13 protein-coding genes and 1 pseudogene are annotated in these 17,645 nt (G+C 31.8%); 11 read left to right on the forward strand and 3 right to left on the reverse strand.

The window, feature by feature from the left end; translation table 11 throughout:
* Positions 1-82: 82 nt before the first annotated feature.
* The gene (locus tag ACFQ1O_RS06000; RefSeq protein WP_377714366.1) at positions 83-1,444 is read left to right on the forward strand and encodes a tail fiber domain-containing protein; all 1,362 of its coding nucleotides are present in this window, start codon (positions 83-85) and stop codon (positions 1,442-1,444) included.
* Positions 1,445-1,463: 19 nt separating this feature from the next.
* Here the strand turns inward: ACFQ1O_RS06000 and ACFQ1O_RS06005 are convergent, their stop codons facing one another.
* On the reverse strand, positions 1,464-1,793 hold the full coding sequence (locus ACFQ1O_RS06005) for a hypothetical protein (protein WP_377714368.1): 330 nt from the start codon (positions 1,791-1,793) through the stop codon (positions 1,464-1,466).
* Between the two features lie 49 nt (positions 1,794-1,842).
* Here ACFQ1O_RS06005 and ACFQ1O_RS06010 point away from each other — a divergent pair, with 49 nt between their 5' ends.
* The 10 genes from ACFQ1O_RS06010 to ACFQ1O_RS06055 all read left to right on the forward strand — a co-directional run bounded on the left by ACFQ1O_RS06010 (position 1,843) and on the right by ACFQ1O_RS06055 (position 12,680).
* Entirely contained in the window at positions 1,843-2,013 is a 171-nt protein-coding gene (locus tag ACFQ1O_RS06010) for a DUF5522 domain-containing protein (protein WP_377714370.1), read from the forward strand.
* Positions 2,014-2,242: 229 nt separating this feature from the next.
* Positions 2,243-4,255, forward strand: coding sequence for a urocanate hydratase (locus ACFQ1O_RS06015; protein ID WP_377714372.1), 2,013 nt, complete (start codon positions 2,243-2,245; stop codon positions 4,253-4,255).
* A gap of 24 nt (positions 4,256-4,279) precedes the next feature.
* Entirely contained in the window at positions 4,280-4,798 is a 519-nt protein-coding gene (locus tag ACFQ1O_RS06020) for a DUF4136 domain-containing protein (protein ID WP_377714796.1), read from the forward strand.
* 468 nt (positions 4,799-5,266) lie between these two features.
* Entirely contained in the window at positions 5,267-6,340 is a 1,074-nt protein-coding gene (locus ACFQ1O_RS06025) for a sensor histidine kinase (protein ID WP_377714374.1), read from the forward strand.
* Positions 6,340-7,065: a LytR/AlgR family response regulator transcription factor gene (locus tag ACFQ1O_RS06030; protein ID WP_377714376.1), complete on the forward strand. Its 726-nt coding sequence runs from the start codon at positions 6,340-6,342 to the stop codon at positions 7,063-7,065. Before ACFQ1O_RS06025 ends, ACFQ1O_RS06030 begins: the two co-directional genes overlap by 1 nt.
* A 48-nt stretch (positions 7,066-7,113) precedes the next feature.
* Entirely contained in the window at positions 7,114-8,547 is a 1,434-nt protein-coding gene (locus ACFQ1O_RS06035) for a hypothetical protein (protein ID WP_377714378.1), read from the forward strand.
* A gap of 260 nt (positions 8,548-8,807) precedes the next feature.
* Positions 8,808-9,452: a porin family protein gene (locus ACFQ1O_RS06040; protein ID WP_377714380.1), complete on the forward strand. Its 645-nt coding sequence runs from the start codon at positions 8,808-8,810 to the stop codon at positions 9,450-9,452.
* A gap of 112 nt (positions 9,453-9,564) precedes the next feature.
* Complete coding sequence (locus tag ACFQ1O_RS06045; RefSeq protein ID WP_377714382.1) at positions 9,565-10,077, forward strand: SixA phosphatase family protein; 513 nt, start codon at positions 9,565-9,567, stop codon at positions 10,075-10,077.
* A gap of 13 nt (positions 10,078-10,090) precedes the next feature.
* Positions 10,091-10,615 (forward strand): hypothetical protein, encoded by a 525-nt coding sequence (locus ACFQ1O_RS06050; protein ID WP_377714384.1) that lies wholly within the window; start codon positions 10,091-10,093, stop codon positions 10,613-10,615.
* 229 nt (positions 10,616-10,844) lie between these two features.
* The gene (locus tag ACFQ1O_RS06055; protein WP_377714386.1) at positions 10,845-12,680 is read left to right on the forward strand and encodes an AIPR family protein; all 1,836 of its coding nucleotides are present in this window, start codon (positions 10,845-10,847) and stop codon (positions 12,678-12,680) included.
* 128 nt (positions 12,681-12,808) lie between these two features.
* Here ACFQ1O_RS06055 and ACFQ1O_RS06060 read toward each other — a convergent pair whose 3' ends face one another.
* Together ACFQ1O_RS06060 and ACFQ1O_RS14700 are read right to left on the reverse strand one after the other, a co-directional pair.
* Positions 12,809-17,173: an ATP-binding cassette domain-containing protein gene (locus tag ACFQ1O_RS06060; protein WP_449301290.1), complete on the reverse strand. Its 4,365-nt coding sequence runs from the start codon at positions 17,171-17,173 to the stop codon at positions 12,809-12,811.
* Positions 17,174-17,233: 60 nt separating this feature from the next.
* Positions 17,234-17,590, reverse strand: a pseudogene (locus tag ACFQ1O_RS14700) (excinuclease ABC subunit UvrA); the annotation flags it as partial.
* Between the last annotated feature and the right edge of the window lie 55 nt (positions 17,591-17,645).

A 17,645-nucleotide genomic window follows, 5' to 3' on the forward strand; every position in this document is an offset into this window, starting at 1 on the left:
AAAAAAACATTTTACATCTTAACAAAAGTAAATTCGCGAGATTAATTTTCACTTTAAGTGACTAATATTTAACCCGAATTTTATGATACGTACACACACTCTTAAGTTAATAACAAGTGTTTTTATCTTTGCTTTTAACTCAGGTATTGCTCAAGTTGGAATTGGCACAACAACTCCTCATGCTAGTTCATCTTTAGAAATTAGCTCAACAAATAGCGGTTTATTAATACCACGAATATCAATACCTAATGTAAATAATACGGGGTCTACTATTAATACTCCAGCAACTAGTTTACTTGTATACAATACAAATGCAGGTATTACTGGAGGGAGTGGTACTGGTTTTTATTACTGGGATGGTTCTGAATGGGTAAAATTAGAAACAAGACCAAGTTCAGACTGGACATTACTAGGTAATACAGGAACCAATGCAAATGTAAACTTTATTGGAACAAGAGACGCAAATGATTTTATTGCTCGTACAAATAATGTAGAGCGTATGAGAATTACAAGTGCCGGTAGAATTGGTATTGGAGAAAACAACCCAACTAACGCTACTTTAGAAGTTAACAACAACTTAATTGTAGGTAATACTTTTACTGGGGGAACTGCAACAGCGCAACCAGGAGGTATAACTGTAGAAGGACGTTCTATTGTTGGGGAAGATAATTTTTTCTACAATGTAGATAAGTTTGTAGTATATGGAAATACTACATGGATTCCTGGCCAAGTTACCAATGGAGATAATGGAAATGGTTTAATATACGCTATAAATGCATACACCTCAGGAGGTAGAGGCCTTTATGCTGAAGATAATGACGGAGGTACTGGATTAGAGATTTCTGTTAATGACACTACAGCTACACCAACAGGAGCAACAGGTGTTAATGCCACCGAAAATTCTGGTATAGGTACCGCTATAATTGGAACAAGCGCTAATGCTACAGATAGAAGAGGTATCGGCGTTCAAGGTGTAGAAGGAACAAATACAGGATGGGCTGTTTTAGCTTCAGGAGACCTTAATGTAACTGGGGGTACTTTTAATATATCTGATAAAAAGTTAAAAAGAAATATTCAACCTATTAATGACGCTATAGCATTGGTTAACAAACTAAACCCGACTACTTACAGCATGAAATGGGATGATAATCGTTATAAAAATGCAGGTTTCTCAAAAACAAAACAAATAGGTTTTATTGCTCAAGAAGTAGAAACTGTATTACCGTACATTATCAAAGAATCTAAAATACCTTTAAACAATCATAATTATTCTAAAGAAGACATCCAGAAAAACCCTAAGCTTGCTAACATTAAAAAAGAATACGAAGAAATAAAAAGCATTAACTATATCCAGTTAATTCCTTTACTTACTCAAGCTATTAAAGAATTAAGTACAGCTAACAAAGAATTAGAAGCTAGAATAACACAATTAGAGCAAAAATAAATACATTTTTTAATTTATTCTATTTAAGCAAATATTTCAAAAACGCCCATTTAGGGCGTTTTTTTATATACTCCAAATTAATTTCATTACTATACGCTTCTTTTTCAAAAGAAACATTAAAGTAAGCCTTTCTCCTATTTCCATATTGTATCAACCTAATTAAAAATTCTATACCATACCACAAATAAAAAAATACGATTAGTAATTCTATCTGTTGCTTTAAATGGATTTGTTCATGATTTAAGAAAATTTCATCTTTTTTTTGCTCCTTATGTTTTAAAAAAACAAAAGGATATAATGTAATTCCTAAAAATCCTTTAGGTATAATATGTCTTAGTACTAAAATCATATACACCAAGTTACAATAATCAATCCAAAAATATACTATCTTTGCTCTAATGCTTAAAAAAAGAATTCCCATAGAAGAAGGAGATTATTATTTAACTCCAGAAGGTTATAAATGTTTTACAGAACAATACCATTTAAAAAGAGGTTATTGTTGCGAAAGCGGATGTAGACACTGCCCTTATGGATTCAATAAAAAAACAAACACTACTAAAAAGAAGTAATGGATCGTCTTACGCTTACATACAAAATTGCTATTTATAGCAAGTATCATAGGGTAGATATCCGCTATCCTTAGTTTTTATTTGTTTTATTTCATACATCAAGTATGAATATTAACTACAATCCCGACAGTTATCGGGACTTTATTTGTTTGGTTCTCACATCTCGATTTCTATCGATATGACAACTCGAACCAGCTCAAAATAAAACATTAATTTTTAAACAAAAACAATGGAAACTACAACTGCTTTAAGCTTTAAACAACAAATAAAACAAGGAATTCCTACTGAATTACCAGCACCAAAAAAATATGATACTAGTATCAATCACGCACCTAAGCGTAAAGAAATATTAACAGGCGAAGAAAAGAAACTCGCTATAGAAAATGCATTGCGTTATTTTGAACCGCAACATCATGAAGTATTAGCCAAAGAGTTTTTGCAAGAATTGAATGATTACGGTCGTATTTACATGTATCGATTCCGTCCAGATTACGAAATGAAGGCTAGACCTGTAAATGAATATCCTGGTAAATCTGAGCAAGCTAAAGCAATCATGTTAATGATTCAGAACAACTTAGATTATGCCGTTGCTCAACACCCACATGAATTAATTACTTATGGAGGAAATGGTGGAGTATTTTCTAACTGGGCTCAATATCTATTAACTATGAAATACTTATCGGAAATGACCGATAAGCAAACTTTAGTAATGTATTCTGGTCATCCAATGGGGTTATTTCCTTCTCACAAAGATGCTCCAAGAGTTGTAGTTACTAACGGAATGATGATTCCTAATTATTCTCAACCAGACGATTGGGAGAAATTCAATGCTTTAGGAGTTACTCAATACGGACAAATGACAGCTGGTAGTTATATGTACATTGGCCCTCAAGGAATTGTACATGGAACTACTATCACAGTTTTAAACGGATTTAGAAAAATTGGTAAAGAACCTAAAGGAAACTTATTTGTTACTTCTGGATTAGGAGGTATGTCTGGTGCGCAACCAAAAGCAGGTAACATTGCGGGATGTGTAACAGTTTGTGCAGAAGTAAATCCAAAAATTACTCAAGTACGTTTAGACCAAGGTTGGATAGATGAAAAAATTACCGACTTAGATAAACTAGCAGAAAGAGTTAAAGAGGCTAAAGCTGCTAAAGAAACTGTTTCTATTGCTTACTTAGGTAATGTAGTTGAAGTATGGGAAAAATTTGATCAAGAAAACATTCAAATAGATTTAGGATCAGATCAAACTTCTTTACACAATCCATGGGCAGGAGGATATTATCCGGTAGATCAATCATTTGAAGAATCGAATGAAATGATGGCTAACAACCCTGAATTATTTAAAGAAAAAGTTCAAGAAACTTTACGTCGTCATGCAAAAGCTATTAACAAACATACCGAAAAAGGAACTTATTTCTTCGACTACGGAAATGCTTTCTTATTAGAAGCCTCTCGTGCTGGTGCAGATGTAATGAATCCTACTCCTACTCTAGGTAGAGAATTCAAGTATCCTAGTTACGTTCAAGATATTATGGGGCCTATGTGTTTCGATTATGGTTTTGGTCCGTTTAGATGGGTTTGTGCTTCTGGAAAGCCTGAAGATTTAGCTAAAACAGATGCTATTGCGTGTAGAGTTTTAGAAAAAATAATGAAAGAATCTCCAAAAGAGATTCAGCAACAAATGGCTGATAATATTCAGTGGATTAAAGGAGCTCAAGAAAACAAACTAGTAGTTGGATCTCAAGCACGTATATTATATGCTGATGCAGAAGGGAGAATGAAAATTGCTAAAGCATTTAATAAAGCAATTAAAAAAGGAATAATTGGTCCGGTAGTACTAGGAAGAGATCACCACGATGTATCTGGAACCGATTCACCATATAGAGAAACTTCTAATATTTATGATGGTTCTCGTTTTACAGCTGATATGGCTATACACAATGTTATTGGAGACAGTTTTAGAGGTGCTACTTGGGTATCTATCCATAACGGTGGTGGCGTTGGCTGGGGAGAAGTTATAAATGGCGGATTTGGTATGGTTCTTGATGGTAGTAAAGATGCTGGAAGACGCTTAAAATCAATGCTTTTCTGGGATGTTAACAACGGTATTTCTCGTAGGAGCTGGGCAAGAAACGAAGAAGCAATGTTTGCCATTAAAAGAGCTATGGAAACCGAAAAGAAATTAAAAGTTACTGTTCCAAATTTAGTTGACAAAAAGTTGCTTTCAGAATTATAGGTTTAATTAAAAAGCAATGATATGATGAAAATTAACAAACTACTAGGTTTACTAACTTTGTTTGTATTGGTTTCTTGTGCATCTGTACGAGTTAGCTCCGATTACGACACAGAAAAAGATTTTAACAATTACAAAACTTTTGCCTTTTACAAAACAGGCATCGACAAAGTTGAAATTTCTGATTTAGACAAAAAAAGAATTCTACGAAGTATTGACCGAGTAATGCAGGAAAAAGGATTTACTAAATCTGAAACTCCAGATGTATTGGTTAATATTTTTACCAAAACAGAGAAACAAGTAAATGTTCATAACAATAATTGGGGTTACGGTTGGGGACCATGGTATGGAGGACCTACCAACGTTTCTACCTCTACCAATGGTGTTTTATACATCGATTTAATTAACGCCAAAGACAAACAACTTATTTGGCAAGGAAGAGGTGAAGGATATTTAACTCATAACATTGACAAAAAGGATGAACGCGTACACGAGTTTGTTTCAAGAATTCTTTCTCAATATCCTCCCGGATCAAATAAGAAATAATTAAATAAATGGTTATAGTAAAACTCGGAACATTTTGTTCCGAGTTTTCTTTTTCCGTTCATTTCTAAAAAACACCACTTATTATAACTCTTTATTTTTTACATAGATTATTTTTTAATTTATTGTAAACCAAAAAAACCGTTTGCATAAGTTTTAAAACCGTTCGTCATATTTCTAAAAAGTAACACTTAAGTAGAACGTATCTTTACAGTATCAAACTAAAACCCACAGTTATGATCACTTTTATAATAAAATTCTTGGGAGCTATAATTGAATTTATCACTCAATTATTCATCTAATCAAAAAACAAAATAGGTAATACTTAAACAGGAAGACATTGGGGTGTCATCTATTAAGTATTACCTTATCTCTAAAAAAGAGAACAAAAACAAACTAACTAAATTCTTTTTACTTAAAAAGATGCTCTATATTTAGCTAGCTGAAAAAACAGCTTTTTAAAAACCTAATATGAAACTCACAACTAATAAATTTTATCTAAGCTTTTCTTTAATAGGCTGGATATTATTGTTCTTTACCACACTAACATTACATAAAATTTTCTTAGTAGACAATCCTAGCCCTGAAAGGATTAAATATGTAATATGTGAAGGTATAACTTGTGGAGTAGTTGCTTATTTATTATCTATTTTATTAGCTTATGTAATTGATAATTATATAGACTTAAATAAAATTGCCAAAAGAGATATTTATATCGTAGCAATAGGTTTTATAATCATTCAACTATTATATTCTTTAATTATTTGGCCCGTTCTAGATTGGGTAGATTTTTTTGAAGGTAGTCAAGATGCTATAAGCGGAAAAAAAATGCCCTTTGAATATAAGCTATACATTAATGCTCCATACTTTGCTACACTGTTTTTTATTTGGCTTTTTGTTTCTTTAACTATCAAAATATATCATCAATTAAAAAGAGTTCAACTTAAACAAGTTAGTCTCGAGGCCAACTTAAAAGAATCTCAATTAAACACTTTAAAAGGGCAAATTAATCCGCACTTTATGTTCAACAGTTTAAACAATATTCGAGGATTAATTTTAGAAGACACTAAAAAGTCGAGAGAAATGATTACCCGCTTGTCTGAAATGTTACGATATTCACTTACCAAAAACGAGATAAATGCTATAGCTTTAGAAGACGAACTAGAAATGGTAGATAACTACATTGCTATTTCTAAAATACAAATGGAGGACCGTTTACAATTTGATAAAAAAATAGAAGTAAATCCGTATGGTATTAAAATCCCTCCTATGATTATTCAAATGTTAGTAGAAAACGCTGCTAAGCATGGTATTGCTAACCTTAAAAACGGAGGTGTGATTAGCCTAAATATAAAACAAGAACAAAAGAATCTTTTTATTGAAGTAAATAATTCTGGTAAGTTATCTATAGATAGCAATTCTACTCAGCTAGGTTTAAAAAACATCAAACAACGATTAGAGTTATTGTATAAAGGTAGTGCTCATTTTAGCTTGGCAGAAAAGAATAATCAGGTAGTTGCAACCATACAAATTCCTATTGTGTAATGATTATAAATGCTTTAATAGTAGAAGATTCTCGTTTAGCTAGAAACGAGTTAAAAGAGTTGATTAAAGATTATCCTATTATTAACTTATTAGGAGAGGCAGAAAATGTAGATAAGGGAATTGAACTTATCAACTCTACCAAACCAGATTTGCTTTTCTTAGATATTAACATGCCTGAGAAAGATGGTTTTCAGTTATTAGAAGAGCTAGATGAGGTTCCTATGGTTATTTTTACTACTGCTTTTGACGAGTATGCCATTAAATCATTCGAATACAATGCGCTAGATTATTTAATGAAACCTATTAGCAACAAGCGTTTTGAACAAGCTCTTGCAAAAATAACCGAAAGATTAAAGCAGCAAATTAATACAAACAACACTCAGCACAAACTAACCGATAATAGCCAGATTTTCATAAAAGATGGTGAACAATGTTGGCTAGTTAAAATAGCAGACATTAGTTTATTTGAAATTGTAGGTAATTATACTCGTGTATATTTTAATGATAACAAACCACTATTATACAAATCATTAAACCAAGTAGAGGAAAAACTCCCTATTAACACTTTTTTTAGATGCAATAGACAACAGATAATTAACACCAATCACATTAAAAATGTGGTTCCATGGTTTAGCGGAAAGCTTAAACTAGAAATGAATAACGGTGAGGAAGTTGAAATATCTAGGAGACAGAGTCAGAGCTTTAAAGAGCGTTTAAGTTTATAATATAATTAATATATTGTAAGGTGTAATTTAAAACTGATATTTAATTCTATGAAAAAAATGATTATAATGGTATTGCTTTTAATACCAATAATAACTTTTAGCCAGAAAATAAAAGTTAAAAAAGACGTTGTATATTTCGATGGTAAAGAAGTTTTAAAAGTAAACACTAAACTCAGAAACAATTACAAATTCACCACTCCTGCTGGAGAAAAAGTTTTCGATATTGTTTTTAAAGGGCTTGGAGCCGACAATCTAGAAGGTTTTCAATGGCTAGAAATGACCTCTGCTGAAGGTGAAAAAACCGAAATACCGTACGAAGTATTAACTACCTCTTTTAACACAACTAAGCTTATTGTTGTCTTATTAAAAGAAAAATATGAATTATTTAATAGTAGCGGACTGGTTAAAGATAAAATAACAGCATTCTTTAATAAAGAAAGAGAGGTGTTAAGCGATAAATACTTAAAAGCCGTAACCAGTGCCAATGCAGAGGCTGAAGAGAGAAAATCTACTGTTGGCCGTTACAAACCATTTGTAAAAGACGACGGTATCATCGTTTTTGGGGGGTCACAAGGCAGTAAAATTGTTGGGCGAGTAAGTTATGGAAACAACACCTATTATGCTAACGATTTAGATGGTATTACCATTGGTACTGCTAAAGGTTGTTCTACTTGTACAACCGTAAAAGCAACTACTTACACCGATGAAACTTTTGAATACGATTACGGTTCTAAAACTATGATGAGTGGTCGTTTTTCTCGATCTGAAGCCCAAGTTCTTGTAGAAGAGTTAGTAGGTAGAAACTATTTATTTGGTAGAGAAGCTAAACAACATAAAAAACGCCTACACAACGAAAAAGTAAAAATAGCTAAAGAGAATAGTATTAATCTTTATGGTGTTCCGGGTAGTGTAACCGATAAAGATGGTAAAACCTATACCGGAACTGTATATGCCATTTTTGAAAAACTGCAGTTAGATCCTTCTAAACAAGTAAGCGATTTATACGATATGAACTCAATAGATAAATACGGAAAGTTTGTAAGTATTAAATATTTAAACGAAAAAGGGCGTGAACGAATTAAGAAATTTTCAGCGAAAAACAATATTCACTTTTGTGCTGTAGACGAGGGCGAAGAACTTTGCTTCTATGGTACTAAAACCAAAGGAAATGCCCTAAAAAAATTATCTAATGCAAGTAACTTTGGATTTGACAATTCATACTTCTACAGAATCATTTACAATTTAGATGACAACATGATTCTATCTAAACCAGGACAAGACAACTTATATGTTTTAAAACTAAAAGATAAAGAGGTTGGCTTTATGATAGACGAAAGAAACAACGAAAAACTATCAGATGCTTTAGCTAAATTTATTGATAACTGTAAAAATTTAGCAGCAGATATTAAACAACAAGATTTTGATTTAAAAAATCTAGAAAATTTACGTCAGATTATTAACGAATATAACTCATGTAAATAATCTTCCCACTAAATATTTATTTACTAAGCGTTTATTTTAATAGATAAACGCTTTACTTTTTTTTCTGCTCATTTCTCTATACTCTCGCTGTTTTTAATGATATTACTTACTACCTATTTTTGAAGCAAATTACTTTCTATTATCTATAAGATACCACGTATATTTGCAAATAATAGTCATATAGAAATTTCGTGTCAATTATTTAAATGATTAAAAAATAATAGTAAACACAAACAACAACCTACTTTTTTTAATACCCCATGAAAAACAACAAATTATTACTTATTGTCTTAGGCTTATTTTTGACCATTCAGATTTATGCTCAAAATGATTTTAAAATTGGAATTAACGCTGGTATAAATTACCCGAAACTTAGAGGTAATGAATATGCCAAATACAACAATTTCAAAGTTGGTTATTTAGTGGGTGTTTCATTTGATTATTATATAAAACAAAACCTATCATTAAAGACAAACATTAACTACGAGAGAAAAATAAAGAAACTTGAGATTACATTATTTAGCTACGATGCCAATGTAACTGGAAAGGAAAATTATAACGAAATATATGAGTATATAAACCTACCCATTTTATTGAAGTATGAATTTGGAAATTCAAAATTTTTCGCAAATGGAGGTCCCTTTTTCAACTATTTAATCAATCAAAAAATAGATTCTAATTACTCAAATAACAATAGTAATTTACATTCAAAACAAAAAAAAATAGACTTTGGGTTATCTCTAGGTATAGGAACCAATATTTCACTTAATGAAAAAAATGATTTAACTATTGAGATTAGAGATGATTTAGGACTTATAGATACAAGTGATGCCTCTGAAAACACAAATAGTACTTTAAAAACCAATTCTATAAAGTTAATAATAGGATGGAATATTGGAATCTAAAAACCATTCCTAATAAAGAAGTAATACTAATAAGGGTTTAAGATTGCTCTTAAACCCTTATTATTTTAATTAAGTATCTTGCTTGTTACTTTAGCTTTAAAACTTGGCAACCATGAAAATAAAAACCTATATAGCATTCATCATTTTAACTCTAGGATTACAACATGTTATGAATGCACAGGAAAACGATGAAATCTTTACCATCTATTTAGTAAGACATGCAGAAAAAGAATTATCTGTTAAAAACCCTCCGCTTACAGAATGTGGCCAACAAAGAGCTAAGAGTTTAAGTACTTTTCTAAAAGAAGTAAATTTAGATGCTATTTACAGTACCGATTATGTTAGAACTCAAAGCACTGCAAAACCAACTGCTACTATAAAAGGATTAGATATAAAATCATACAACCCAAGAAAGTTGAAAGACTTTGCTAGCTTACTACTCTACCGTAAAGAAGATGCATTGGTTGTAGGTCATAGCAATACCACCGGAGTATTAGCAGGAATTTTGGTTAATGAAAAAATTGGCGCTTTTAATGAAACTATTTATAACCGTATATACCAAGTAGTGGTTTACAAAGACACGGGTAGGCTTCATATATTCCATACAGACTTTACTTGTAACTAATTAAACAATTAAAATGATGACAAACTCTAAAATAGTAAAAGCACTAACCGTATTGTTGCTTTTCTGCTTTCTAGCCAATGCACAAGAGACCAATAAAGAAAAATATCCCTTAAAGGAAGACGTAGCAACCCTAGACGGTATTATTAATGCCTATTACGATGTTATTTCTGGCCCAGCTGGACAAGTAAGAAATTGGGAAAGAGATAGATCTTTACACCACCCAGATGCTTTAATATCTGTTACCGGTAAGGATAAAAACAATAAGCCTTTTATTATAACGCAAAATTTAACCGAATACCACAAAAGTTTTGGAATACCAAAAGAAGGTTTTTGGGAGTATGAAATAAAAAGAGAGGTACAACAATTTGGAAATATTACCCATGTTTGGACTACCTATAAAACCTCAAAAGAAAAAAACGGACCTGTTACCGAAAGAGGAATAAACAGCATACAGTTGTACTATGACGGAAATAGGTGGTGGATTCTTTCTTGGATGTTTGACAGCGAAAGAGCCAATAACCCAATACCTAAAAAGTAAATACCAACAATACTTATCTTTTAAAAAAGAGCCAACTTAACTCAAGTTGGCTCTTTTTTACACCCTCACTATTTTTAGTGACACTTCTAAATACCTATTTTTAGGAGTATAATTCTATTGTTTATTTGTAAGATATATTATATGTTTACACAGTAACTATATATAAAACATATAATTGATGTAAACGTAATTACGTTTATATAATTGTTGTGCCTAATTAGAAAAAAATATGAACTGTAAACTTTTTATTGATAGTTATTTAAATAAAATATCTAAAAAATTCAACATCAACTTAGATGATGCATTTGAAGTTTTTTCCATTTCTGCAATTCTAGACAGAAGTTTTGATGAAGTTTATGACAATATATTGATTAAAGGAAACGAAGATGGTGGCATTGATGGAATATTTTTCAGTGAAGATTATGGTAACTATACAATGCATATTTTTCAATGTAAAAACTCAAAAAAAGTTGGACAGAACCAAATAGAAAAGTTTCGAAATGATTTTAGAGAAATATTTTTCAACGGGAACAAATCAAACAAACTTCATATATCAGGACTTGATAAGTCAATAGAAAGATTTAGCCATATTATTACTTCTGGTAAAATGATAGATTGTAAGCAATATTTTGTTTACAACGGAAAATATGATGACCCTAAATATGCCTCAAATAAAATGTTGACAGATAATTTTCATATTGAGGATGAATTTGAAATTTGGGATTCTAATGATTTATATCAGAAAATAAGGAGATTAGTAACATCTCTTAATAAAAGAAAACAAATCAATTTTGTTTTTAAACCAGAAAACTCGAATATAACTTCGAAAAAAGACAATCAAGGTTTAATTAGTTTTTCTATTTATCAAGTAAAAGCAGCTATTTTTAGAATTCCTGCAAAACAATTATGTGAATTACTTGACCTTGAGAAATCGAAAAATGACACATTTGAAAAAATATTTGCAGAAAATATCAGAGGTTTTTTAGGTAAAAAGAATTTAACGAATGAAAAAATACTCGAAACAATAAACAGTGATAAAAACGTTTATTTTCCTTTCCTGAATAACGGGATAACAATTATTTGCAATGAATTTACTTTACCTTACAATCCGCAGTTAGGAACTTATAATTTACCAACTAAAAATCCTGTAATTGTTAATGGTCTACAAACTACTTATATTCTTTATCAAGAATACTTAAAAGACGAAAATATACTTGATGATGTTTACATTACTATTCGTTTATATGAAACTGAAGACCCTGAACTCGTTGAACTAATTACAGATGCTACCAATACACAAAGTGCAATTGGATTTAGAGATAAAATTAGTAACAAAAAATTCAATATTTATGCGAAAGAGCTTTTCGAAAATAAAGGGATTGGATATATAACTAAACGAGGTGAAGTATTTGTAAACAATAGTGATACACTTACTAAAACAATTCACAACACATCATTAATTCCCTTATGGTATTCTGCATTTTATGAATCACCACACATTGCATTAAGTGCACCAAAACTTATGTATAAAGAGGTTTTTCAAGCAACAAATAAATCGGAACATAAATTATATAAAATTTTAAAAGGTGATATTGATTCACCTTTCTATAGTCAATTGTTTTTTGTTTATTCCTTAATAGAAATTTTTAAATCGGAATATAGAAAAAGTCAAGACTCTGTAGATTCTGAATTTTCCACAAAATTTGATAATTTATTGAATGTAGGTGAGGAATATATAGTTTACCTACTTTACAAACTAATCGATGACGAGTTAGAAGGAGACTTTAATCAAGTATCAAATGAAGTCATTAACAATGCTATATATGAACTAGTTGAAATAGTTTCAAAAACTAATTATGAACCAAGTAAATTTAGTAATAAAGGAGCTTTTATAAATAGCATTATAAATACTAATTACCAATCAGGAAACATCCGAGAATTACAAACTCACTTTCGAACGACTGAAAATTATATAGAACTATTTGATGGTTATAAAATTCAATCAGAAATTGTTGAAAAAATAGAGAAGACAAAAGTGAATCTTGATAACATTGAAATTAACTAGGCACAACAATGGCTATAAGCAATTGGGGAGTAAGAAGTTTAAGACGAAATATAAACATAAAAAAAGGTTAGTCCTAAACCGTAAAAATCAGTGCACAAGATCCCAACTGCTCATAGCCGAGCCGTTATCTAAAATAACCTCCCGCCATCATGTCCACTACCAGGACCTAATCTAACCATCTGGTTAGCGGCTTGTATAAAGGTTTGGTTGTGTTCTATAAAGAGAATCGTATTACCTTTTCCTATGAGTTGATGGAATACCCTTAGTAATTGGTGTATATCTACTTGGTGTAAACCCGTACTTGGTTCGTCAAACCAATACAGGGTCTTTTCTTTTTTCTTTTGTAACATAGAATGGGCTAGTTTTAAGCGTTGTCCTTCTCCTCCAGAAAGGGTATTCAAACTTTGCCCTAACAACAAATGCCCTACTCCTACTTGGTTTAATATTTCTAGTTGCTGTTCTAATTTTTCTCCTTCAAAAAAAGCAATGGCTTCTTGTACGGTCATATTCAAAATATCACCAATAGATTGGTTTTTATAGCTACAACTCAATACACTTTCGTTATAACGTTTTCCCTTACAAGCATCGCAAGTCAGCCATAAGTCACTCATAAAATCCATACTGATTTTTAGTTTCCCGTAACCATTACAAGTGGTACATTTTCCGTTTTTACTTTGGTAAGAGAAATCGGCTTTCTTTAAACCTAACTTTTTAGCTTGTTCTGTTTTTGAGAAAATAATTTTTAGTTGGTCTAGTATTCCGGTATACGAAACAACGGTACTTAGTCTGTTTTGGTTAATGGCTTGTTGGTCTACCAACAATACCTCATCAAATTGCTCTAAGCCAAAAACCGTATTACAATTAACCGCTCTTTTTTGCAGCCAAGATTGATACAATACTTCTTTTATCAAACTAGATTTTCCGCTTCCAGAAACTCCCGTAACCGCAATTAACTGCCCTGAATTAAAAGTAACATCTATATGTTTTAAGTTATTGGCAAAAGCTCCTTTTACACCAAAATCCTGCGCTTTTTTATATTCAGCTTTAGCAACTTCATTTCCTTTTTCATAAAGCAATTTATAAGTCTGTGTGTTTTTCGCTTTAGCTATACCTGCTATCGTTCCTTGGTAGATTACTTCTCCTCCTAATCGGCCAGCAGCTGGTCCCATTTCAATTACATAATTGGCTTTTTTAATAAAGGCATCGTTATGCTCTACCACCACCACTGTATTTCCGTTACGAACTATTTGCTGTAAAACTTCAGACAGCACCTCAACTTGTGCATCATCTAAACCAATAGTTGGTTCGTCTAGTACATAAGTCACTCCAAATAAATGAGTAGCTAATTGTCCTGCTAAAGTAACTCGTTGTCGTTCCCCTCCAGATAAAGAACTTATGGCTCTATCTAAACTCAAATAGCCTAAACCTAAATTAACCAAGGTTTGTAAAGAGCTTTTTACACTTGGCAACACTACTTTACTAATGGCTAATACCACTTCATCTATCGTATTATCTACATTAGTCAATACATCTAAACAAGCAGCGATATTTAATTGAGTTAGTTCGTGTATAGACTTTCCTAAAAACTGAGTTTCTAACAACTTTGGTTGTAATCTACTTCCGTTACAACTAGCACACTCTACATGGTGTAATACTTCTTCTAAAGCAACAATATTTTTATTGTGTTTTTTACGTTCATACTCATCGTCTATATAATTACAGAATCCCAACCATTTAGCGCTCAACTCTTGTACCCCTGTTCTAGATTTAGTAGTAAACTCCCAAGTTACATCCCAAACAGCATCTCCAGTTCCGTATAAAATAATTTGTTTTATTTCATCGTCTAACGCTACCCAAGGTGTATTAATATTCCAACCTTGTTGCTTAGCTACTTCTTTTAGCGTAGCTATAAATTGCCCATTTATATTGGCATAATACCCAATAGCTTTATTAGTAGATATGGCTCCGTTTAAAATAGATAGACTTGGATTAACCAATATACTATCCGGATTACAAGTGCGTTGCACTCCCATTCCTTGGCAATCTGGGCAAGCTCCTAAATGATAATTAAACGAGAAGTGCTGTGCCGTAAATGCTTTTCCTTCTTCTTGAGCAATTCTTGAATACAATAATCTAAAAGCATCATATACTCCAGATAAGGTTCCTACAGTAGATCTTTTAGAAGTTACTCTTCCTTTTCTGTTAATTCCGATTGCAGGAGTTAAACCAGCAGAAAAACTTATTTCTGCTTCGCTATTCTGCTTTAAAAAACTTCTGTTATAAGTAGATAAGGATTCTGTAAAACGAGCATTAGACTCTGCAAATAAGGTATCGTACACCAAGGATGATTTACCACTACCCGAAACTCCAGTAACTACCGTTAACTGATTTTTGGGAATACGGACATCTATATTCTTCAATCCGTGAGTAGTAACACCATTAAGTATTATTTCATTAGCAGTTGTATCTTCTGTAACCGTTTTAATTTCATCTTGTACAGTTCCTACTTGTTCTTTTGGTATTCCTTGGTAAACAATGTTCCCTCCTGCTTGTCCGCTTTTAGGGCCTAATTCTATATGCCAATCGGAATGACCAATAATAGTTTCATCTTGCTCAATACAAACTATAGTATTTCCTTTTTCTTTAATTACATCAAACAACTGAAGCAACGACTTTATATCGTTATAGTGCAAACCTATACTAGGTTCTATTATAATATATAAAGTATTACCTGTATCTTTTTTTTGCAGCTGATTGGCTATTTTAATTCGCTGTGCTTCTCCCCCAGAAAGTGTAGTTGAAGATTGCCCCAGAGTTAAATAACCCAAACCTATATTTTGCAGCAACAATAAACCATCGATTAGTTTTTTACTTGCACTGAGCGCAGTCGAAGTGTCTTCACTAAAAAAATGTATCGCTTCGTTTACAGATAGCTTATACACCTCAGCAATAGATAAACCCTTATATTTTATCTGAAGAGTAGCTTCATTAAATCGATTGCCATTACAAGTACCACAAACTAAATCTACATTCCCTAAAAAATGCATCCCTATTTGAGTTTTACCTGATCCCTGACACTCTTCGCACCTTCCTCCTTTGTTATTAAACGAAAATCTTGATTTGGTAAAACCTAATGCTTTGGCTTCTGGCAATTTTGCGTAGATATCTCGAATATGATTAGACAAACCTAAATAGGTAGCGGGATTGCTTCGAGGTGTTTTTCCTATAGGTGAATGATCTATAAAAATGAGCTTGTTAATAGCCTCTATATTTTCTACTCTAGATAGTTGGGCAGATTCTTCCGTTTCTATACCTAAATGTTGTTGTACAACATTTAGTAAAGTGTCTTTTACCAAACTAGATTTTCCTACTCCAGATTTACCACTTACCACATTCAACTTTCCTAATTGAAAACTGACATTAATATTTTTTAAATTTCTAGTTGAACATCCTAATAGTCGGATAGCTTTTGAATTAGTTTTAAATTTTGATTCCAACTTCTCTTTTGAACTCTTGATGGCTTTAAAAGTTGGGCTATCTGTATTTTGTTGACTTAAAAAATTTGAAAAAGATCCGTTAAACAATAACTCTCCACCATTTACGCCTGCTTTCGGACCAATCTCAATAATATGATCAGCATTCTTTATAGTATCTAAATCATGTTCTACCACTAGAACTGTATTTCCTTTTTTAACCAATTCTTTAAAATGGTAAATAAGTCGTTCGTTCTCTTCTGGATGCAAACCTATAGATGGCTCATCAAAAACATATAATACATTACTTAGCGGAACCAATATTTGGTTCGCTATTCGTATTCGCTGAATTTCACTAGCTCTAAGTGATTTCGCTGGTCTATCTATTGTTAAATGACCCAACCCTAAATCTTCTAATAAGTCTATTTGAGATACTATTTTACTCATTATCTCTTTCCCTACAACATTCCAAGAATTAGACAGAATCCACTGCTTTAACTCATTCAATTCTAAAGTGCTTAACGTTGCTATATTCTTACCTTGAATATTTACACTTAAGGCATTATCATTTAAACGAGTTCCTTTGCAATCAGGACATGTAACTGCATGAACATATTTAAGAATATTGGCATTTCTATCTCTCCGTAAAATATCAGACATAATAGGTATCATGCCTTTGTAATATCCTTCTTCTCTTGGTTTGGCTTTAATACCAGTCCACTTTAACCTTGACTCTAAACTATGCTTACCAAAAGGAACTTTTATCTTGTTACTCCCATATAAAATTACATCCTGTTGTTCTTTGGTAAGATCGCACCAAGGAATGTCTACATCAAATCCTTCCGCTTCACAAACTTGGTTGAGTACATCAATAGTTACCTGAGAATACATAATGTATCCGTTAGGCAATGTTGGTGCTAAAGCTCCTTCTCTAATTGTTTTTTGAGGAAACTGAACTAACTTATTTAAATCTATCTGTTCTTCGTTTCCTATTCCATTACAACGAGAACATTTACCCATACTAGAATTAAACGAAAATAATGCTCGAGATAATTGAATATTCTTCTCTGTAACTCCAACTCTTGCAAATAATAATCTTAGCAAGTCATAAATATCAGATAGCGTTCCTACTGTAGAGCTCGCAGTCATTCCTGTAGTTTTTTGACCTATAGCTATTACCGGAGAAAGTCCTTCTATTTCGTCTACATCAGGTCTGTTTAACTTGCCCATAAATTGTCTTGCAAAAGAAGGTACTGTTTCAAAATACCTGCGTTGTCCTTCTTTAGCAATGATATCAAAAACCAAACTAGATTTTCCTGAACCTGATATTCCCGTAACCACGATGAATTGGTAATGAGGAATTTTTAAAGAAATGTTTTTTAAGTTATTCATTTTAGCTCCTCGAATAACTATTTCTGAATGGTTGTTTAGACTCATTGGGTAAAATTAGTGAAATAAAAAAGGTTAACCTAGCTACTTTTTTACTCATATT

Source organism: Pseudofulvibacter geojedonensis (assembly GCF_042675745.1).
Lineage (GTDB): Bacteria > Bacteroidota > Bacteroidia > Flavobacteriales > Flavobacteriaceae > Pseudofulvibacter > Pseudofulvibacter geojedonensis.

Bases quoted from the DNA above. Each gene is read 5' to 3' on its own strand.
- ACFQ1O_RS06000 (WP_377714366.1), top strand. From the start codon at position 83: ATGATACGTACACACACTCTTAAGTTAATAACAAGTGTTTTTATCTTT.
- ACFQ1O_RS06005 (WP_377714368.1), bottom strand. From the start codon at position 1,793: ATGATTTTAGTACTAAGACATATTATACCTAAAGGATTTTTAGGAATT.
- ACFQ1O_RS06010 (WP_377714370.1), top strand. From the start codon at position 1,843: ATGCTTAAAAAAAGAATTCCCATAGAAGAAGGAGATTATTATTTAACT.
- ACFQ1O_RS06015 (WP_377714372.1), top strand. From the start codon at position 2,243: ATGGAAACTACAACTGCTTTAAGCTTTAAACAACAAATAAAACAAGGA.
- ACFQ1O_RS06020 (WP_377714796.1), top strand. From the start codon at position 4,280: ATGAAAATTAACAAACTACTAGGTTTACTAACTTTGTTTGTATTGGTT.
- ACFQ1O_RS06025 (WP_377714374.1), top strand. From the start codon at position 5,267: ATGAAACTCACAACTAATAAATTTTATCTAAGCTTTTCTTTAATAGGC.
- ACFQ1O_RS06030 (WP_377714376.1), top strand. From the start codon at position 6,340: ATGATTATAAATGCTTTAATAGTAGAAGATTCTCGTTTAGCTAGAAAC.
- ACFQ1O_RS06035 (WP_377714378.1), top strand. From the start codon at position 7,114: ATGAAAAAAATGATTATAATGGTATTGCTTTTAATACCAATAATAACT.
- ACFQ1O_RS06040 (WP_377714380.1), top strand. From the start codon at position 8,808: ATGAAAAACAACAAATTATTACTTATTGTCTTAGGCTTATTTTTGACC.
- ACFQ1O_RS06045 (WP_377714382.1), top strand. From the start codon at position 9,565: ATGAAAATAAAAACCTATATAGCATTCATCATTTTAACTCTAGGATTA.
- ACFQ1O_RS06050 (WP_377714384.1), top strand. From the start codon at position 10,091: ATGATGACAAACTCTAAAATAGTAAAAGCACTAACCGTATTGTTGCTT.
- ACFQ1O_RS06055 (WP_377714386.1), top strand. From the start codon at position 10,845: ATGAACTGTAAACTTTTTATTGATAGTTATTTAAATAAAATATCTAAA.
- ACFQ1O_RS06060 (WP_449301290.1), bottom strand. From the start codon at position 17,173: ATGGGTAAATGTTCTCGTTGTAATGGAATAGGAAACGAAGAACAGATA.